The organism is Mesorhizobium sp. M0598 (assembly GCF_040320865.1).
In the GTDB taxonomy this organism is placed as follows: domain Bacteria; phylum Pseudomonadota; class Alphaproteobacteria; order Rhizobiales; family Rhizobiaceae; genus Mesorhizobium.
The window spans coordinates 198371-214222 of the sequence record NZ_JAMYQL010000002.1; the positions used below are offsets into that span (position 1 = coordinate 198371).

Here is a 15852-nt window from a genome sequence, read left to right on the forward strand (position 1 = left end):
TGCCGGCGGAAAATAGACATGGCCTTTTAGCGGTCGCACCGCAGCCTGTCCAGAAACACCAAATGGGCTCAAATCCCGGCTTTCACCAGCGCCTTGAAATGCGTCTGCCTCGCCGTCAAACGCGAACCGCCGGCCCTGGGCCGGCGGTTTGAAACGCATCGATTACACAAACTCAAAATCAAAACATCAAATCGAAACCTGGCTGAGACTCAGCGAGGCGTCGCTTGCCCTACATCACCCCAGCGTCGTCCTCGAAACCGTCGTCGCTGCTCTCGGAGCCGCCGTTCTCAAGGAATTTCTCAGCGATCAGCCCGGCATTCTGCCGTAGCGCCAGCTCGATCTCGCGCGCCGTGTCGGGATTGTCGCGCAGGAACAGTTTTGCGTTTTCGCGGCCCTGGCCAAGACGCTGCGAATTGTAGGAGAACCAGGCGCCCGACTTTTCGACCACGCCCGCCTTGACGCCGAGATCGACCAGCTCGCCGGTCTTGGAGACGCCCTCGCCATACATGATGTCGAACTCGACCACCTTGAAGGGCGGCGCCAGCTTGTTCTTGACGACCTTGACGCGGGTCTGGTTGCCGACGACCTCGTCGCGATCCTTGACCGAGCCGATGCGGCGGATGTCGAGGCGGACCGAAGCATAGAATTTCAACGCATTGCCGCCGGTCGTCGTCTCGGGCGAACCGAACATGACGCCGATCTTCATGCGGATCTGGTTGATGAAGATGACCATGGTGTTGGAGCGCGAGATCGAGGCGGTGAGCTTGCGCAGTGCCTGGCTCATCAGGCGGGCCTGCAGGCCGGGCAGCGAATCGCCCATCTCGCCTTCGATTTCCGCCCGCGGCGTCAACGCCGCCACCGAATCGACCACCAGCACGTCGATGGCGCCGGAGCGCACCAGCGTGTCGCAGATCTCCAGCGCCTGCTCGCCGGTATCGGGCTGCGAGATCAGCAGGTTTTCGAGATCGACGCCGAGCTTGCGGGCATAGACCGGGTCGAGCGCGTGCTCGGCATCGACGAAGGCGCAGATGCCGCCCTTCTTCTGGGCTTCGGCCACCGTGTGCAGCGCCAGCGTCGTCTTGCCCGAGCTTTCCGGCCCGTAGATCTCGACGATGCGGCCGCGCGGCAGGCCGCCGACGCCAAGCGCGATGTCCAGCCCAAGCGAGCCGGTCGGCACCGTTTCGATCTCGACGACCTGCTCGTTCGCGCCGAGCCGCATGATCGAGCCCTTGCCGAAGGCACGCTCAATTTGCGACAGCGCGGCATCCAGAGCCTTTGATTTGTCCACCGCTTTGTCCTCTACAAGCCGCAAAGAATTCTGAGCCATGATACATCACCCCGTGGTCGTCAATGGAGGCCGGACAATCCCGCAATCCTTAAAAGAATGTACCTCATTTGTTCTCATTTGTCAATGAGCACCAAGGGTTTGAAAAATAACGCATATCCCTATTTGTTCTATTTTTGTTTCGCGATTATTGCTTCCGATGCGTCTCGCCTCGCATGCGGCGCCGTTGCCGTTACCAACCGAATCGGACCCGCGATTGCAGGGTTCCGCCCGGCGACCTAGTCTCTCCGGGCAACAGCTAAAGGGCATTTTGACGGCATGATCAAATCCCCGACGATCCTGGCCGTGGGCGGCGCCTATATCGAGCGGCGCGGCCGGGTTGCCGGCGCCTTCGTGCCAGCAGCGTCTAATCCGGGCACGATGCGCGAGCATGTCGGCGGCGCCGTCTTCAACGCCTTGCGCTGTGCCGTGCGCCGCGGCGTCTCGGCCTCGCTGCTTTCGGTGCGCGGCGGCGATGCCCTTGGCGACACGGTTTTACGCGCCGTCACCGAGGCCGGCATTGCCGACCTGTCGGCGGTGTTCCTCGACCGAGCAACGCCAAGCCATACGATGCTGATCGATAGCGACGGCGGGCTGATCGCCGGCCTTGCCGACATGGTGCTCTACGAGCTGGCGCTTCCCAAGCAGATCCGCCGCGCCAAGGTCCGGGAAGCGATCGGTTCGGCCGACGCGGTGCTGTGCGACGCCAACCTGCCGTCGACCGCGCTGGAGCGGCTGGCGGCACTCGCCGCCGGCAAGCCGGTGTTTGCGCTTGCGGTCTCGCCCAACAAAGCGGCGCGGCTGACGCCGGTGCTCGACCGTCTGGCGATGGCCTTCATGAACCGGCACGAGGCCGGCGTGCTCGCCGGCCTCCAAATCGATCAAGGCATCGTCGACGGCCTGAGACGCGCCGGGCTGAAAAGCGGCGTGATCACCGCCGGCGACGAACCAGTGCTCGGTTTCGACGAATTGAGCGCGTTCTCGATCTCGCCACCGCCGCTACAAAAGCGGACCGATGCTGCCGGCGCCGGCGACGCATTGGCAGGCGCCACGATCGCTGCCCTGCTGCGCGGCCTGACGCTGCGCGCCGCACTGCGCGAAGGCATTGCCGCAGCTATGCTCGTCGTCGAGAGTGCCGCCTTCACCAGCGCTGGCTTTGCCGAAGCGCTGGCGCTCGTGCCCGAGGCGCGGGACCTGGCATGAAGTACGGCCCGGAATTGCCGAAGCATGACGCAGCCTATTTGCCGGCGCGCCGTGCTGCCTCGTAGGCGCGGCGCGCCCACATCGCCATCTCGTCGGGATCGTCGAAGGCGCTGTCGGGAACGCTCCAATAGGGCATCGACACGAGCTTGCCGTGCCGCGAGCCGGTATAGGTCCATTGCCGGCAGCCGGCCGCTTCGAAATCCGGGGCGCTTTCGGCGTCGGCCTTCAGCATCAATTCGCCACGGATGACGATGGCGACGATGACGCCGTCGAAATAGATGCCCTTGCCGCCGAACAGCTTGCGGATGCTGACCGGGCCGAGGCCTTCGAAAAGCTCTTCTATGCGCTCGTTGTCCATGCGGCGATCATGTCACCCGGATTTCCCCTTGTCATCGACGCAACCGGCACCATCCTGACAAGTTCAGAATCAATTTCGTCGGAGTTTTTCATGCCGCTTCTGCTCAAAGGGTCCTGCCGGTGCAATGCCGTACGTTTCGAGGTGGAAAGCCACACGCCGGTGCCGTTCATGCTGTGCTACTGCTCGATCTGCCGCAAGCAGCAGGGCGGTGGCGGTTTTGCCATCAATCTCGGCGCCGATTACGAGACGCTGAAAATCCAGGGCAAGCGCCATCTCGGCGTCTACCGCGCCGAGATCGAGGACGACGAGCACCCGCAACGCGAGACCTCGACGGGCGAGCGGAACTTCTGCACGAAATGCGGGACGGCACTCTGGCTCTACGACCCAACCTGGCCGGAGCTGGTGCATCCGTTTGCCTCGGCGATCGACACAGAGCTACCGAAGCCGCCGGAGAAGGTGCATCTGATGCTGAAATACAAGGCGAACTGGGTCGAGCCGGATATCGGCAAGGGCGACAAGGTTTTCGATGTCTACCCGGAGGAGTCGATCGCAGACTGGCACAAGCGAACGGGGATGTGGGTGGATTAGCGTTCTTCTCCCCGTCGCTATACGGGGAGAAGATGCCGGCAGGCAGATGAGGGGCGGCGCGAACTTGCGAGAGCCGGCCCTGCCCCTCATCCGGCCCTTCGGGCCACCTTCTCCCCGTATAGTGACGGGGAGAAGGAAAGCCTCAGGCCGAAGCGCGCGCCTCGGCCAGTGCCTTCAGATCGGCCGGCTTCAATTCGACCGATTCGCCGCAGCCGCAGGCCGAACTCTGGTTCGGATTGCGGAAGGTGAAGCCGGTGCGCAGCGTCGTCCGCTCGAAGTCCATCTCGGTGCCGAACAGGAAAAGTGCCGCCTCCGGCGCGACATAGACATGGGCGCCATCGCGCTCGATATGATCGTCCTTGGTGTTCGGCTCGGTCACCAGATCGACCGTATATTCCATGCCGGCGCAGCCGCCCTTCTTGATGCCAAGGCGAATGCCATGCGCGTTCTCACGGGTCGCGACGATCTCGCGCACCCGGTCGGCAGCCTTTTCGGTCATGGTGATGACGGCGAAGCGTCCCATTCTTTTTCCTTCTCCATTCCTTGCAGGTTCAAGGCCTGCCGAATGATTCCTCACCTAAAATGGTGAAGTTTTGTACCCGGCGCAAGTGCGCCAGCCTCCGGCTGGTCGGATGCTAGTACCACCCCACCGCCACCTGCGCCTCTTCCGACATGCGATCGGGCGACCAGGGTGGGTCGAAGGTCATGTTGACCTCGACGCCGGAGACGCCTTCGACGGCGCCGACGGCATTCTCCACCCAACCGGGCATTTCGCCGGCCACCGGGCAGCCAGGCGCGGTCAGCGTCATGTCGATCTTGACCGAGCGGTCGTCCTCGATATCGATCTTGTAGACCAGGCCGAGCTCATAGATGTCGGCCGGGATTTCCGGGTCATAGACCGTCTTCAGCGCCGAGACGATGTCGTCGGTCAGCCGCGCCAGTTCGTCGGCGGGAATGGCCGATCCGGAAACCGCCGCATTGGTCGTCGCTTCCGAATTGGTCTCGGCGGTGTGGCTGGCATCATCCATCATCGTCACCCGAAGAACTTTCGCGCCTTTTCCAGCGCATCGGCCAAAGCATCGACTTCGGCCCTGGTATTATACATGCCGAACGATGCCCTGCATGTGGATGTTACGCCGAAGCGTTTCAACAGCGGCTGGGCGCAATGCGTGCCGGCGCGCACCGCCACTCCCTGCCGGTCAATGACCATCGAGACGTCATGGGCATGGATGCCCTGCAGCTCGAAGGAAATGATGGCACCCTTGCCGGGGGCATCGCCGAAGATGCGCAGCGAGTTGATGGCGCGCAGTTTTTGATGCGCATAATCCTTCAGATCGGCCTCGTGCGCGGCGATACGCTCGCGTCCGACCTTTTCCATGTATTCCAGCGCCGCACCAAGCCCGATCGCCTGCACGATCGGCGGCGTGCCGGCCTCGAAACGGTGCGGCGGGTCGTTGTAGGTGACGATGTCCTGCGTCACCTCCTCGATCATCTCGCCGCCGCCCATGAACGGGCGCATGCGCTCCAGAATATCCTTCTTGCCGTAGAGCACGCCGATGCCCGACGGGCCATAGACCTTGTGGCCGGTGAAGACGAAGAAATCGCAGTCGAGGTCCTGCACGTCGATCGGCATATGCACCGCGCTCTGGCTGCCGTCGACCAGCACCGGAATGCCGCGGGCATGGGCAATGCGCACGATCTCCTTGATCGGCGTCACCGTGCCCAGCGCGTTCGACATATGGGTGATGGCAACCAGCCTGGTGCGGTCGGTCAGCCGCTTCTCGAATTCCTCGATATGGAAGACGCCGAGATCATCGACCGGCACCCAGACCAGCTTGGCGCCCTGCCGCTCGCGGATGAAATGCCACGGCACGATGTTGGAATGGTGCTCCATGATCGACAGCACGATCTCGTCGCCCTCGCCGATGTTCGGCATGCCGAAACCATAAGCAACCGTGTTGATCGCCGCCGTGGTGTTGGAGGTGAAGACGATATTGTCGGTGCTCGGCGCATTGAGGAAACGGCGCACCGTCTCGCGAGCCTTCTCATAGGCGTCGGTCGCGGCATTCGACAGGAAATGCAGGCCACGATGGACGTTGGCATATTCCTGGGAATAGGCGTGCTGGATAGCGTCGAGCACCGCCTGTGGTTTCTGCGCCGAGGCGCCATTGTCGAGATAGACCAGCGGTTTGCCGTAGACTTGCCGCGACAGGATCGGGAAGTCGCGGCGGATCGCCTCGACGTCGTAGGGGATGTTTTCGACTTTCTGGTCCATCTCGAAGTCCTTGCCGCGCTGCCGCGTTCCTTCCAACACCCCTCATCCGTCTTGGCGCTTCGCGCCAATCCACCTTCTCCCACAAGGGGAGAAGGAGAGGCGCGTTTCCTTCTCCCCTTGTGGGAGAAGGTGGCCGAGCGAAGCTCGGTCGGATGAGGGGTGCTGGCCGAAGCGCCAGGCCCTCATCCACTTTATCCGTGCGCCACGAACCAGTTGTCGAGTCTCGCTTCCAGCGCCTCGACGATGGCCTCGTCGTCCAGTTCCTCGATCACTTCGGCGACGAAGGCCTTGACCAGCAGGCCGCGCGCGGTCTTCTCGTCGACGCCGCGCGCCATCAGGTAGAACAGATGGCTGTGGTCGATCTCGGTGACGGTCGCGCCATGGCCGCAGACGACGTCGTCGGCGAAGATTTCGAGCTCCGGCTTGGTCGAGAACTCGCCGTCATCCGACAGAAGCAGCGTGTTGCAGGCCATCTTGGCGTTGGTCTTCTGCGCATATTGGTGGACGTTGATGCGGCCCTGGAAGACGCCGCGCGCCTTGCCGGTCACCACGTTTCGGATGACTTCGGTCGAGGCTGTGTGCGGTACGGCGTGGTCGAGCACCATGGTGACGTCGGTATGGGTATCGCCGGCGAGCAGATTGATGCCGCGCAAGGTGAATTCGGCGCCCTCGCCGGTCGTCTTCACAACGACCTCCTGCCGGACAAGCTTGCCGCCGGCATTCATGATGAACAGCGTCAGCTTCGAATTCTTGCCGAGATGCGCCTTGAACTGGGCAAGATGCGTTGCCGTATCCGGCTGCTCCTGCACGACCAGCCATGTCACTTCGGCGCCCTCGCCAAGCACAAGCTGGCTGACCGAACTGACCAGTGCCGCCCCCTCGCCCGCCTGGCGTTCGACGATGACAGCGTTGGCGCCGGCGCCGACACGGATGGCCAGCCGTACATGCGTCTGTCCACCGGCCTGCAAATTCTGCAGCTCAAGCGGCTTTTCCAGTTGGGCACCGTCGGCGATGTCGACGAAATAGCCGTCGGCGACAAAGGCGGTGTTGAGCGCGCCGATGGCATCGTCGGCGCCATAGGAATCCAACCCCGGAGCGATGCTGCCGTCGGTCAGCTTCTCCGACAGGCGCTGCACGGCAACGCCTTCGATACCGGGCAGTTTCGTACTCGAAACGCCGTTCAGCACCGGCAAAACGCTGGAGCCTTCGACGATCGGCGCAATGGCTTTCGCGACCGCTGCCGGATCGAAGTCCGGCACCGAGGTCAGCAGCCGGCGCAGGTCCGTATAGTGCCAGGATTCGATGCGCCGCGTCGGCAGGCCGCTTTTGATCGCCTCGATGGCGTCGTCGCGCTTCAGCATCACCGCGCCGTCGCCGGGCAGTAGCGACAGCCGCTCGCCAAAGGCGTCGATCAGTGCCGTTTCAGCTAATGTTCGCTGGGGTGTCGTGTGCATATTCATCAGTTTCGTCCTGCCTTCCGGCATCTCACGCGGCTTGCCCGATCACGCCGGCATAGCCATTGGCCTCGAGGTCGAGCGCCAGCGACTTGTCGCCCGACTTGATCACCTGACCCCTGTAGAGCACGTGCACCGTATCCGGCACGATGTATTGGAGCAGGCGCTGGTAATGGGTGATGACGACGATGGCGCGGTCCGGCGAGCGCAGCGTGTTGACGCCGTCCGCGACGATCTTCAACGCGTCGATGTCGAGGCCGGAATCGGTCTCGTCGAGCACGCAGAGCTTTGGCTCGAGCAGCTTCATCTGCAGGATCTCGGCACGCTTCTTCTCGCCGCCGGAGAAGCCGACATTGAGCGGCCGCTTCAGCATCGCCATGTCCATGTTGAGCGAGGCGGCAGCTTCCTTTACGCGCTTGAGAAATTCCGGGATCTTCAGCGGTTCCTCGCCACGCGCCTTGCGCTGCTCGTTCATCGCAACCTTCAAAAATTCCATCGTCGCCACGCCCGGTATCTCCATCGGATACTGGAAGGCGAGGAAGATGCCGGCGGTTGCGCGCTCGGCGGGATCCATTTCGAGGATCGACTGGCCGTTGTAGAGGATGTCGCCCTCGGTGACCTCATAATCCTCGCGCCCGGCAAGGATATAGGACAGCGTCGATTTTCCCGAGCCGTTCGGCCCCATGATGGCGGCGACCTCACCGGCCTTCACCGAAAGATTCAGGCCGCGGATGATCTCGGTGCCGTCATCGACGATGCGGGCATGCAGGTTTCTGATTTCAAGCATTCTCTTGCTCTATCGTTCCGTTAACTACATATCGCCGAGCTAGGGCAACGGCGACGTCGCTTTCAAGTTCAGGTGCCAAGTCAAATCGCATACTTCCGTCCTCGACGGCGTCGGCGGGATTCGGCCACCTGGTGATTTCAAAAATCTCAGGGCCGTAGACGGTGATCATCAACTCCGTGCCGTCTTCGCGCCCAGCGCTAATTCGGTTGGCTTCGACTTCGATCCTGACGACAACTTTCCTTTCGGCAGCAAAGCTTCGAAGGTAGTTCCCGAGCGACGTTGCCAATTCTCCGCAAATCCGCTCATCGAGGTCGGCCCGATAGTTGTCGGGTAGCTCACCAGAATGCCTGTCAAACTGGTGAACGCGTGCGACCAACGGCGGACCGTCCTCTGCCTCATCATCACTCACCCAACACTCCCCTCAAGACTAATCCCGATCAGCTTCTGCGCTTCGACCGCGAATTCCATCGGCAGTTGCTGGATGACGTCCTTGACGAAGCCGTTGACGATCAGCGCGATCGCCTCTTCTTCCGGAATGCCGCGCTGCATCACGTAGAACTTCTGGTCCTCTGAAATCTTCGAGGTGGTTGCCTCGTGCTCGAACTGCGCGGTCGAATTCTTGGCTTCCATGTAGGGCACGGTGTGCGCGCCGCACTGGTCGCCGATCAGCAGCGAATCGCAGTTGGTGAAGTTGCGGGCGTTGGTTGCCTTGCGGTGCGCCGAGACCTGGCCGCGATAGGTGTTCTGCGAATAGCCGGCGGCGATGCCCTTGGAGATGATGCGGCTCGACGTGTTCTTGCCCAAATGGATCATCTTGGTGCCGCTGTCGACCTGCTGATAACCATTCGACACGGCAATCGAATAGAACTCGCCGCTGGAATCGTCGCCGCGCAGGATGCAGCTCGGATATTTCCAGGTGATGGCCGAACCGGTCTCGACCTGCGTCCAAGAAATCTTCGAACGGTGGCCACGGCAGTCGCCGCGCTTGGTAACGAAATTGTAGATGCCGCCCTTGCCTTCGGCGTCGCCGGGATACCAGTTCTGCACCGTCGAATATTTGATTTCGGCGTCATCGAGCGCGATCAGCTCGACCACCGCGGCATGAAGCTGGTTCTCGTCGCGCTGCGGCGCCGTGCAGCCTTCGAGATAGGAGACGTAAGCCCCCTCCTCGGCGATGATCAGCGTGCGCTCGAACTGGCCGGTGTTCCTCTCGTTCATGCGGAAATAGGTCGACAGTTCCATCGGGCAGCGCACGCCCTTGGGCACGAAGACGAAGGAGCCGTCGGTGAACACGGCCGAATTCAGCGTCGCGTAGAAATTGTCGGAGGTCGGCACGACCGAGCCGAGATACTTCTTCACCAGCTCCGGATGCTCGCGGATGGCTTCCGAGATCGAGCAGAAGATGACGCCGGCCTGCGCCAGTTCCTTCTTGAAAGTGGTGACGACGGAGACGGAATCGAACACCGCATCGACGGCGACGCGGCCCGACTTGTAGACGTTGTCGCTGGCTTCCTCGAGCTCCGACGCATCGGTCTTCTGCACGCCGGCGAGGATTTCCTGTTCCCTGAGCGGAATGCCGAGCTTCTCATAGACCTTCAGCAATTCGGGGTCGACCTCGCTGAGCGAAGTCGGACCCGGCGTGCTCTTGGGCGCCGCGTAATAATGGAGATCCTGGAAATCGATTTTGGGATAGTGGACGCGCGCCCATTTCGGCTCGTCCAGCGTCAGCCAGCGGCGATAGGCTTCCAGGCGCCATTCCAGCATCCAGGACGGCTCGTCCTTCTTCGCCGAAATGAAGCGGATAATGTCTTCGCTCAGGCCCTTGGGGGCCTTGTCCATCGCGATTTCGGTCTGGAATCCGTATTTATACTGGTCGACATCGATCTTTCGAACTCGATCGATCGTCTCCTGCACAGCAGGCATCAGCGTTCTCCATCCACGCCGGGGTCAAGGCCCGGCAGTTTTCAAACTATGGCACCGCAAACGAGCACCCATCAGGCACCCGAGGCGGCGTAGGTGTCATATAGTGCGTTCATGCCGGAAATTCACCCGGCCAAATTCGAACGCACGGCTCTACCAGGCCGCAAGGCCCTACATTTCGTCTGCCGCGCTCAGGCGGCTCGTTCCCTGCTTGCCTTTTCCTTACCGGCTTGGCGCGCGACGATCGTCGCCAGCGCCGAACGGAACAGCTCAATGTCTTCGGCGCTGGTCGCGTGGCCGATGGACACGCGCAACGCGCCGAGGCCGTCACCGTAACCCATCGCTTTCAGCACATGGCTCGGGCCGACCTTGCCCGACGAACAGGCCGATCCCGCCGAGAGCGCCACACCGGCCAGGTCGAAGGCAATCTGCGCCGTCTCGGCCTTGATGCCGGCAATAGCGAAGAATGTCGTATTGGCAAGCCTTGGCGCGCCGGTCCCGAAGATTTCGGCGTCCGGAACAAGCGTTTTTACGATCGCCTCGATTTCGTCGCGACGCTGCCGCACCGTTTCGATCGTTTGCAAGCCGGCAGACGCCTCTCGCGCCGCCGCGCCAAACCCGGCAATCGCCGCTAGGTTTTCGGTGCCGCCGCGATGGCCTTTTTCCTGGCCACCGCCGCTGACCAGCGGCTTTGGCATCATCAGGTCCGACGCCGCGACAATGGCGCCGACCCCCTTGGGGCCGCCGATCTTGTGCGAGGAGAGAATCAGATAATCTGCGTAACCCGCTGACATATCAAGCGGAATGCGGCCGGCCGCCTGCACGGCATCGACAACCAGGATGCCACCCGCCGACTTGACGATTTCGGCAATGCGGCCAACCGGCTGGATCACGCCGGTCTCATTGTTGGCAGCGTGGATGGCCACCAGCGGCAAGCCTTCGGCCTTGTCATGCTGGGCGAGAGCCTCGGCCAAAACGTCGAGCCTGACGACGCCGTCGGCGTCGACGCCGATCCGCGTTACCTGCCCCGTGGGGAAACGCCCGCCGTTCAGCAGGCAGGGATGGTCGGCCTCGGACACATGGAGCCGGCTCATGCCGACAGCGCCGCGCCCCATCTGCCAGTCCGGCGTCAGCAGCGTCGAGGCCGTTTCCGTCGCGCCGGAGGTGAATACGACATGCTCGGCCCTGGCGTTGGCCAGTCGAGCCACGTCGCGCCTGGCGTCCTCGATCAGCCGCCGTGCAGCGCGGCCCTCGGCATGAACCGAGGACGGGTTGGCGGCGACGTCGAGCGCAGCCACCACCGCCGCGCGCGCCGAGGCAAGCAGCGGCGCGCTGGCGTTGTAGTCGAGGTAGGCGCGTGCTCCGGCCATTTCCGTCCAACTGGTCCCTTCAAAAGCCGTTCCGCGAAGATAGCGCGTTATTTCCTTGAAATTGCAAGGCAAGACGTCCTATTTACGCGGCTTGCGGCGCGGGTGGCCGAGCCACAATTTTTGGCCGCCCAGTTTTGAACAATTCTAAACTAGCTTCTAGAAAGACGCTCGCCCTGCGTCAAGGCCTAGGGAAGACTGGGGCCAGAGGAAGAGTTGTTCCGGGCGCCGCGCAATTTATGCCAAGTGGAGTATTTCATGCCTGAGGTCATTTTCACCGGTCCGGCCGGCCGCCTGGAGGGTCGTTATCAGCCCTCGAAGGAAAAGAGCGCGCCGATTGCCATCGTCCTGCACCCGCACCCCCAGTTCGGCGGCACGATGAACAACAAGATCGTCTACGACCTCTTCTACATGTTCCAGAAGCGCAATTTCACCACGCTGCGCTTCAATTTCCGCGGCATCGGCCGCAGCCAGGGCGAGTTCGACCACGGCACCGGCGAATTGTCCGACGCCGCCGCGGCGCTCGACTGGGTGCAGTCGCTGCATCCGGATTCCAAGAGCTGCTGGGTTGCCGGCTATTCGTTCGGCTCGTGGATCGGCATGCAGCTTCTGATGCGCCGGCCGGAGATCGAGGGCTTCATCTCGGTCGCGCCGCAGCCCAATACCTATGATTTCTCGTTCCTGGCGCCATGCCCGTCGTCCGGCCTGATCATCCACGGCGACGCCGACAAGGTCGCGCCGCCCAAGGACGTGCAGGGCCTGGTCGACAAGCTGCACACGCAAAAGGGCATTACCATCACCCAGAAGACCCTGCCCGGCGCCAACCATTTCTTTGCCAACCATGCGGAGCTTCTGATCGAGGAATGCGCGGACTATCTGGATCGCCGGCTGGCCGGGGAACTGTCCGACCCACGGCCGAAGCGGCTGAGATAATCAGCGATGTACCAACCGCCTCACTTCCAGGAAACACGGCCGGACGTCCTGCACGGGCTGATCCGGGCGCATCCGCTTGGCCTGCTGGTGTCGAACGGCGTCGAGGGGCCGGTCGCCAACGCGATTCCCTTTCTTCTAGACTCGGATGTGCCGCCGAACGGCAGGCTCCGCGCCCATTTGGCCAAAGCCAATCCGCAATGGCGGCTTTTGGCCGACAATCCCCTGGCGCGGGTGCTGGTCGTCTTCCAGGGCGCCGATGCATATGTGACGCCGTCCTGGTACGAGACCAAGCGTGAAACCGGCAAGGTGGTACCGACCTGGAACTACGCCATCGTCCAGGTGCGCGGCATCGTCACGGTGATCGAAGACCAGGATTGGCTGGCCGAGCAGATTTCCGATCTGACGATGTCGCAGGAGGGCAGCCGCTCGGCGCCGTGGGCGGTGACCGACGCGCCGGCACCCTTCATCCAGTCGCAGATCAAAGGCATCGTCGGCCTGGAGATCGAAATCACCGAAATCAGCGGCAAATGGAAAGTCAGCCAGAACCGCCCGGCCGCCGACCGCGTCGGTGTCGCCGAGGGGCTCGAGAGCGAGACTGCCAACTCGGCCGACATGGTCCGGCTGGTAAGGTCTTACGGCGGGCTGGACGGCAAGTAATCTGGATTGCTTGCTCGACCGGTTTCGGTCGAGGCTCAATCGACCTTCGTCATCGCCGCCTTGCGCTCGTTGGCGATCAGCCAGAGATTGCGGATATAGATCAACAGGCCCATGGCCTGGCCGGCGATGAACACCGGATCCTGACGCTGGATGGCGTAGATCAGCAGCAGGCCGCCGCCGAACAGCGAAAAGAACCAGAAGGCGATCGGCACGACGCTGCGCTTGGCCTTTTCCGACGCTACCCACTGCACCAGAAAGCGCATGGTGAAGAAGAACTGGGCGACGAAGCCAAGCAGAACCCAGGCATCGAATTGCTTGACGAAAACATCGTGAAGCCAGGTCGCCAATTCCTGAAGCACGTTACCCATGCCTGATTTCCTCTACTTTGGGCATTCTGCGGCGCCTGCGGCGCAGCCACCAGACGCCGGCAAGATCAAGCACGCCCTGCAGGCCGCGATCGAAGATGCCGTAATTCGATTTGCCGTGACGGCGGGAGCGGTCGACGACGTCGCAATGGACGACGCGGTAGCCCTCCTGGATGACCAGCGCCGGAACAAAGCGGTGGGTGCCGTCGAAGAACGGCAGTTTCCGCAAAATGTCGGTATGGATCGCCTTGAGGCCGCAGCCGGTATCCCGCGTCTCGTCGTGCAGGATGGCCTTTCTCAGTCCGTTGGCGAAACGCGACGCCAGCTGCTTAATCTTGCTGTCGCGGCGCTTCAGACGCTGTCCCTGCGCGGCCCCGACATCTGGACCAGCCTGCCGGAGCGCGTCAATCAACACTGGGATATAGCCGGGGTCGTTCTGGCCGTCGCCGTCGATGGTGGCGACGATATCGCCGCGCGCCGCCCAGGCGCCCGAACGCACCGAGAGCGACTGGCCAGCGGATTTCGCATGCCTGAGATGGCGCAGCGGGAACGCGCGAAGCGCTGCCTGGGCGGCGAGCACCGAAGGGGTATCGTCGGTTGAGCCGTCATCGACGACGATGACCTCGAAGTCGCGCCCGGCCATCACGGCGCCGATCTCGTCGAGCAGAAGCGGCAGGTTCGCCGCCTCGTTCCGGCAAGGAATGACGATGGATATCTCCGGCATCTCGACTCTGTCATAGGATATGGCATTCGATCGATGCCGTGCGGTCCAGCGGATGAGACCCGTTGGCGGCGCCTCATTACGCCAGCCGAAACGATGACGCAAGCAGGCCGCACGCTTGGGGTTCTCCCTTCTCCCCTTGTGGGAGAAGGTGGCCGCGCGAAGCGCGGTCGGATGAGGGGTGTTCCAGCTTGGCATCACCTGCACTCCGTCCAGCACCCCTCAACCGTCTTGGCGCTGCGCGCCAATCCACCTTCTCCCACAAGGGGAGAAGGCAAGAGGGTGTCGCAAAATCGGATTCCACTTTTGCTGATCGCGCTTGAGTGCTAAACGCCCGCCTTCATGCATACCCGAGCCGCATTCGGCCGGAAGCCTTTCGGGAAAGAAAAATGTCCGCCTTCAAATCCGATTTCCTGCGCACGATGAGCGAGCGCGGTTTCATCCACCAGACCTCGGACGATGCCGCCCTCGACCAGCTTTTCGCCACGGAAACGGTGAGCGCCTATATCGGCTTCGACGCCACCGCCAGGAGCCTGCATGCCGGGTCGCTGATCCAGATCATGATGCTTTACTGGCTGCAGCAGACCGGCCACCGGCCAATCGCGCTGATGGGCGGCGGCACCTCGATGATCGGCGATCCGTCGTTCAAGGACGAGGCGCGCAAGCTTTTGACGCCGCAGGATATAGAGGACAATCTCGCCGGCATCCGCCGCAACTTCACGCCCTACCTCAAATTCGGCAGCGGCCCGAACGACGCCGTCATGATCAACAATGCCGACTGGCTGATGGACATCAACTACGTCAATTTCCTGCGCGATGTCGGCCGGCATTTTTCGGTCAACCGCATGCTGGCCTTCGATTCGGTCAAGCTCCGGCTGGACCGCGAGCAGTCGCTGTCGTTCCTCGAATTCAACTACATGATCCTGCAGGCCTATGACTTCGTCGAGCTCTACAAGCGTCTCGGCTGCCGGCTGCAGATGGGCGGCTCCGACCAGTGGGGCAACATCGTCAACGGCATCGATCTCGGCCATCGCATGGAAGGCGCGCAGCTTTATGCGCTGACGACGCCGCTGCTCACCACCTCCTCCGGCGCCAAGATGGGCAAGTCGGCCTCGGGCGCGGTCTGGCTCGATGCGGAGATGCTGAGCCCGTACGAGTTCTGGCAATACTGGCGCAACACCGAGGATGCCGATGTCGGCCGTTTCCTGAAGCTTTACACGACCCTGCCACTCGCCGAGGTCGCACGCCTCGAACGGCTCGGCGGCTCGGAGATCAACGAAGCCAAGAAGATCCTCGCCACCGAAATCACCGCCATGCTGCATGGCCGCGAGGCGGCGGAGGAGGCAGCTAGGACGGCAGAAGCGCTTTTCGAAAGAGGTCAGTCAACCGAGTCATTGCCGACAGTAACCATCGACAAAGGACAGGATGACAAATGGCAATTTGGCAGGTCGAATGCAGCAATTGCCGTCGCGTCGGGACTTGTGCCGTCCAATTCGGAAGCTCGGCGCAAGATGGCGGAAGGTGCTCTACGAATCAATGACAGGGTCGTCACCGACCCGAACGAAATTGTCTTGTGGACCGACCTGTACGAAAACACCGGAGCATTCAAAGTTCAGTTGGGAAAGAAGAAGGTCATTCTGGTACGGCCGGTCTGACCTCTGCTGAGGCTCAGGTGAGACCGAGCCGGCGACGGGCACAAGCAATGGATCGCTGCATTCCTCGGCAACTGTAACGGCATGGATCCTAGGGTCTCCGCGACGTCGCTTCGCTCCTGCTGCGCCCTAGGATGGCGAAGGCATGGTGGCTCAAGGCTAGTCGCGGATGTCGGAGAGCGAGGCGGTCGCGTGGCGGCCGATGGCAAACGCGACCTTCGAGATTCGCTGAAGTCTCCCCTCGCTTC

17 protein-coding genes are annotated in these 15852 nt (G+C 62.3%); 5 read left to right on the forward strand and 12 right to left on the reverse strand.

All coding sequences use genetic code 11. From position 1 onward, the window contains the following. Positions 1-229: 229 nt before the first annotated feature. Positions 230-1327, reverse strand: a complete 1098-nt coding sequence (gene recA, locus NKI59_RS04060; protein WP_023674696.1) for a recombinase RecA — start codon at positions 1325-1327, stop codon at positions 230-232. Between the two features lie 276 nt (positions 1328-1603). Here recA and NKI59_RS04065 point away from each other — a divergent pair, with 276 nt between their 5' ends. Further along, positions 1604-2527, forward strand: a complete 924-nt coding sequence (locus NKI59_RS04065) for a PfkB family carbohydrate kinase (RefSeq protein WP_352702501.1) — start codon at positions 1604-1606, stop codon at positions 2525-2527. A gap of 34 nt (positions 2528-2561) precedes the next feature. Here NKI59_RS04065 and NKI59_RS04070 read toward each other — a convergent pair whose 3' ends face one another. Next, positions 2562-2885: a TfoX/Sxy family protein gene (locus tag NKI59_RS04070; RefSeq protein ID WP_352702503.1), complete on the reverse strand. Its 324-nt coding sequence runs from the start codon at positions 2883-2885 to the stop codon at positions 2562-2564. Positions 2886-2975: 90 nt separating this feature from the next. On the opposite strand from NKI59_RS04070, the gene NKI59_RS04075 reads away from it, so the two are divergent. Then, positions 2976-3473 (forward strand): GFA family protein, encoded by a 498-nt coding sequence (locus NKI59_RS04075; RefSeq protein ID WP_352702505.1) that lies wholly within the window; start codon positions 2976-2978, stop codon positions 3471-3473. 142 nt (positions 3474-3615) lie between these two features. On the opposite strand, the gene sufA is transcribed toward NKI59_RS04075, so the two are convergent. The 8 genes from sufA to NKI59_RS04115 form a co-directional block, all read right to left on the reverse strand. Continuing rightward, on the reverse strand, positions 3616-3996 hold the full coding sequence (sufA, locus tag NKI59_RS04080; RefSeq protein WP_023674691.1) for a Fe-S cluster assembly scaffold SufA: 381 nt from the start codon (positions 3994-3996) through the stop codon (positions 3616-3618). 112 nt (positions 3997-4108) lie between these two features. Then, the gene (locus tag NKI59_RS04085; RefSeq protein ID WP_352702507.1) at positions 4109-4501 is read right to left on the reverse strand and encodes an SUF system Fe-S cluster assembly protein; all 393 of its coding nucleotides are present in this window, start codon (positions 4499-4501) and stop codon (positions 4109-4111) included. 5 nt (positions 4502-4506) lie between these two features. Next, the gene (locus tag NKI59_RS04090; RefSeq protein WP_352702510.1) at positions 4507-5748 is read right to left on the reverse strand and encodes a cysteine desulfurase; all 1242 of its coding nucleotides are present in this window, start codon (positions 5746-5748) and stop codon (positions 4507-4509) included. Between the two features lie 191 nt (positions 5749-5939). Beyond that, positions 5940-7208: a Fe-S cluster assembly protein SufD gene (gene sufD, locus NKI59_RS04095; protein ID WP_352702512.1), complete on the reverse strand. Its 1269-nt coding sequence runs from the start codon at positions 7206-7208 to the stop codon at positions 5940-5942. 25 nt (positions 7209-7233) lie between these two features. Continuing rightward, positions 7234-7989: a Fe-S cluster assembly ATPase SufC gene (gene sufC / locus NKI59_RS04100; protein WP_352702514.1), complete on the reverse strand. Its 756-nt coding sequence runs from the start codon at positions 7987-7989 to the stop codon at positions 7234-7236. Then, positions 7982-8398 carry a hypothetical protein gene (locus NKI59_RS04105; protein ID WP_352702516.1) on the reverse strand — a complete coding sequence of 139 codons (417 nt, stop codon included), beginning with the start codon at positions 8396-8398 and terminating at the stop codon, positions 7982-7984. Before NKI59_RS04105 ends, sufC begins: the two co-directional genes overlap by 8 nt. Continuing rightward, on the reverse strand, positions 8395-9912 hold the full coding sequence (sufB, locus tag NKI59_RS04110; RefSeq protein ID WP_352702518.1) for a Fe-S cluster assembly protein SufB: 1518 nt from the start codon (positions 9910-9912) through the stop codon (positions 8395-8397). The genes NKI59_RS04105 and sufB overlap by 4 nt, the downstream gene beginning before the upstream one ends. A gap of 188 nt (positions 9913-10100) precedes the next feature. Beyond that, positions 10101-11279: a cysteine desulfurase family protein gene (locus tag NKI59_RS04115; RefSeq protein ID WP_352702521.1), complete on the reverse strand. Its 1179-nt coding sequence runs from the start codon at positions 11277-11279 to the stop codon at positions 10101-10103. A gap of 255 nt (positions 11280-11534) precedes the next feature. On the opposite strand from NKI59_RS04115, the gene NKI59_RS04120 reads away from it, so the two are divergent. After that, positions 11535-12209: an alpha/beta hydrolase gene (locus NKI59_RS04120; protein WP_023674683.1), complete on the forward strand. Its 675-nt coding sequence runs from the start codon at positions 11535-11537 to the stop codon at positions 12207-12209. A gap of 6 nt (positions 12210-12215) precedes the next feature. After that, positions 12216-12866, forward strand: a complete 651-nt coding sequence (locus tag NKI59_RS04125) for an FMN-binding negative transcriptional regulator (RefSeq protein WP_352702523.1) — start codon at positions 12216-12218, stop codon at positions 12864-12866. Between the two features lie 35 nt (positions 12867-12901). Here NKI59_RS04125 and NKI59_RS04130 read toward each other — a convergent pair whose 3' ends face one another. Together NKI59_RS04130 and NKI59_RS04135 are read right to left on the reverse strand one after the other, a co-directional pair. Then, positions 12902-13234, reverse strand: coding sequence for a lipid-A-disaccharide synthase N-terminal domain-containing protein (locus NKI59_RS04130; protein ID WP_023674681.1), 333 nt, complete (start codon positions 13232-13234; stop codon positions 12902-12904). Continuing rightward, positions 13227-13955: a glycosyltransferase family 2 protein gene (locus NKI59_RS04135; RefSeq protein ID WP_352702525.1), complete on the reverse strand. Its 729-nt coding sequence runs from the start codon at positions 13953-13955 to the stop codon at positions 13227-13229. The genes NKI59_RS04130 and NKI59_RS04135 overlap by 8 nt, the downstream gene beginning before the upstream one ends. Before the next feature lie 386 nt (positions 13956-14341). Here NKI59_RS04135 and tyrS point away from each other — a divergent pair, with 386 nt between their 5' ends. Beyond that, complete coding sequence (tyrS, locus tag NKI59_RS04140) at positions 14342-15607, forward strand: tyrosine--tRNA ligase (protein WP_352702527.1); 1266 nt, start codon at positions 14342-14344, stop codon at positions 15605-15607. Positions 15608-15852: the final 245 nt, after the last annotated feature.

Bases quoted from the DNA above. Each gene is read 5' to 3' on its own strand.
- tyrS (WP_352702527.1), top strand. From the start codon at position 14,342: ATGTCCGCCTTCAAATCCGATTTCCTGCGCACGATGAGCGAGCGCGGT.
- NKI59_RS04115 (WP_352702521.1), bottom strand. From the start codon at position 11,279: ATGGCCGGAGCACGCGCCTACCTCGACTACAACGCCAGCGCGCCGCTG.
- sufC (WP_352702514.1), bottom strand. From the start codon at position 7,989: ATGCTTGAAATCAGAAACCTGCATGCCCGCATCGTCGATGACGGCACC.
- NKI59_RS04135 (WP_352702525.1), bottom strand. From the start codon at position 13,955: ATGCCGGAGATATCCATCGTCATTCCTTGCCGGAACGAGGCGGCGAAC.
- NKI59_RS04130 (WP_023674681.1), bottom strand. From the start codon at position 13,234: ATGGGTAACGTGCTTCAGGAATTGGCGACCTGGCTTCACGATGTTTTC.
- sufA (WP_023674691.1), bottom strand. From the start codon at position 3,996: ATGGGACGCTTCGCCGTCATCACCATGACCGAAAAGGCTGCCGACCGG.
- NKI59_RS04085 (WP_352702507.1), bottom strand. From the start codon at position 4,501: ATGGATGATGCCAGCCACACCGCCGAGACCAATTCGGAAGCGACGACC.
- NKI59_RS04125 (WP_352702523.1), top strand. From the start codon at position 12,216: ATGTACCAACCGCCTCACTTCCAGGAAACACGGCCGGACGTCCTGCAC.
- NKI59_RS04075 (WP_352702505.1), top strand. From the start codon at position 2,976: ATGCCGCTTCTGCTCAAAGGGTCCTGCCGGTGCAATGCCGTACGTTTC.
- NKI59_RS04090 (WP_352702510.1), bottom strand. From the start codon at position 5,748: ATGGACCAGAAAGTCGAAAACATCCCCTACGACGTCGAGGCGATCCGC.
- NKI59_RS04065 (WP_352702501.1), top strand. From the start codon at position 1,604: ATGATCAAATCCCCGACGATCCTGGCCGTGGGCGGCGCCTATATCGAG.
- NKI59_RS04070 (WP_352702503.1), bottom strand. From the start codon at position 2,885: ATGGACAACGAGCGCATAGAAGAGCTTTTCGAAGGCCTCGGCCCGGTC.
- sufB (WP_352702518.1), bottom strand. From the start codon at position 9,912: ATGCCTGCTGTGCAGGAGACGATCGATCGAGTTCGAAAGATCGATGTC.
- NKI59_RS04120 (WP_023674683.1), top strand. From the start codon at position 11,535: ATGCCTGAGGTCATTTTCACCGGTCCGGCCGGCCGCCTGGAGGGTCGT.
- recA (WP_023674696.1), bottom strand. From the start codon at position 1,327: ATGGCTCAGAATTCTTTGCGGCTTGTAGAGGACAAAGCGGTGGACAAA.
- sufD (WP_352702512.1), bottom strand. From the start codon at position 7,208: ATGAATATGCACACGACACCCCAGCGAACATTAGCTGAAACGGCACTG.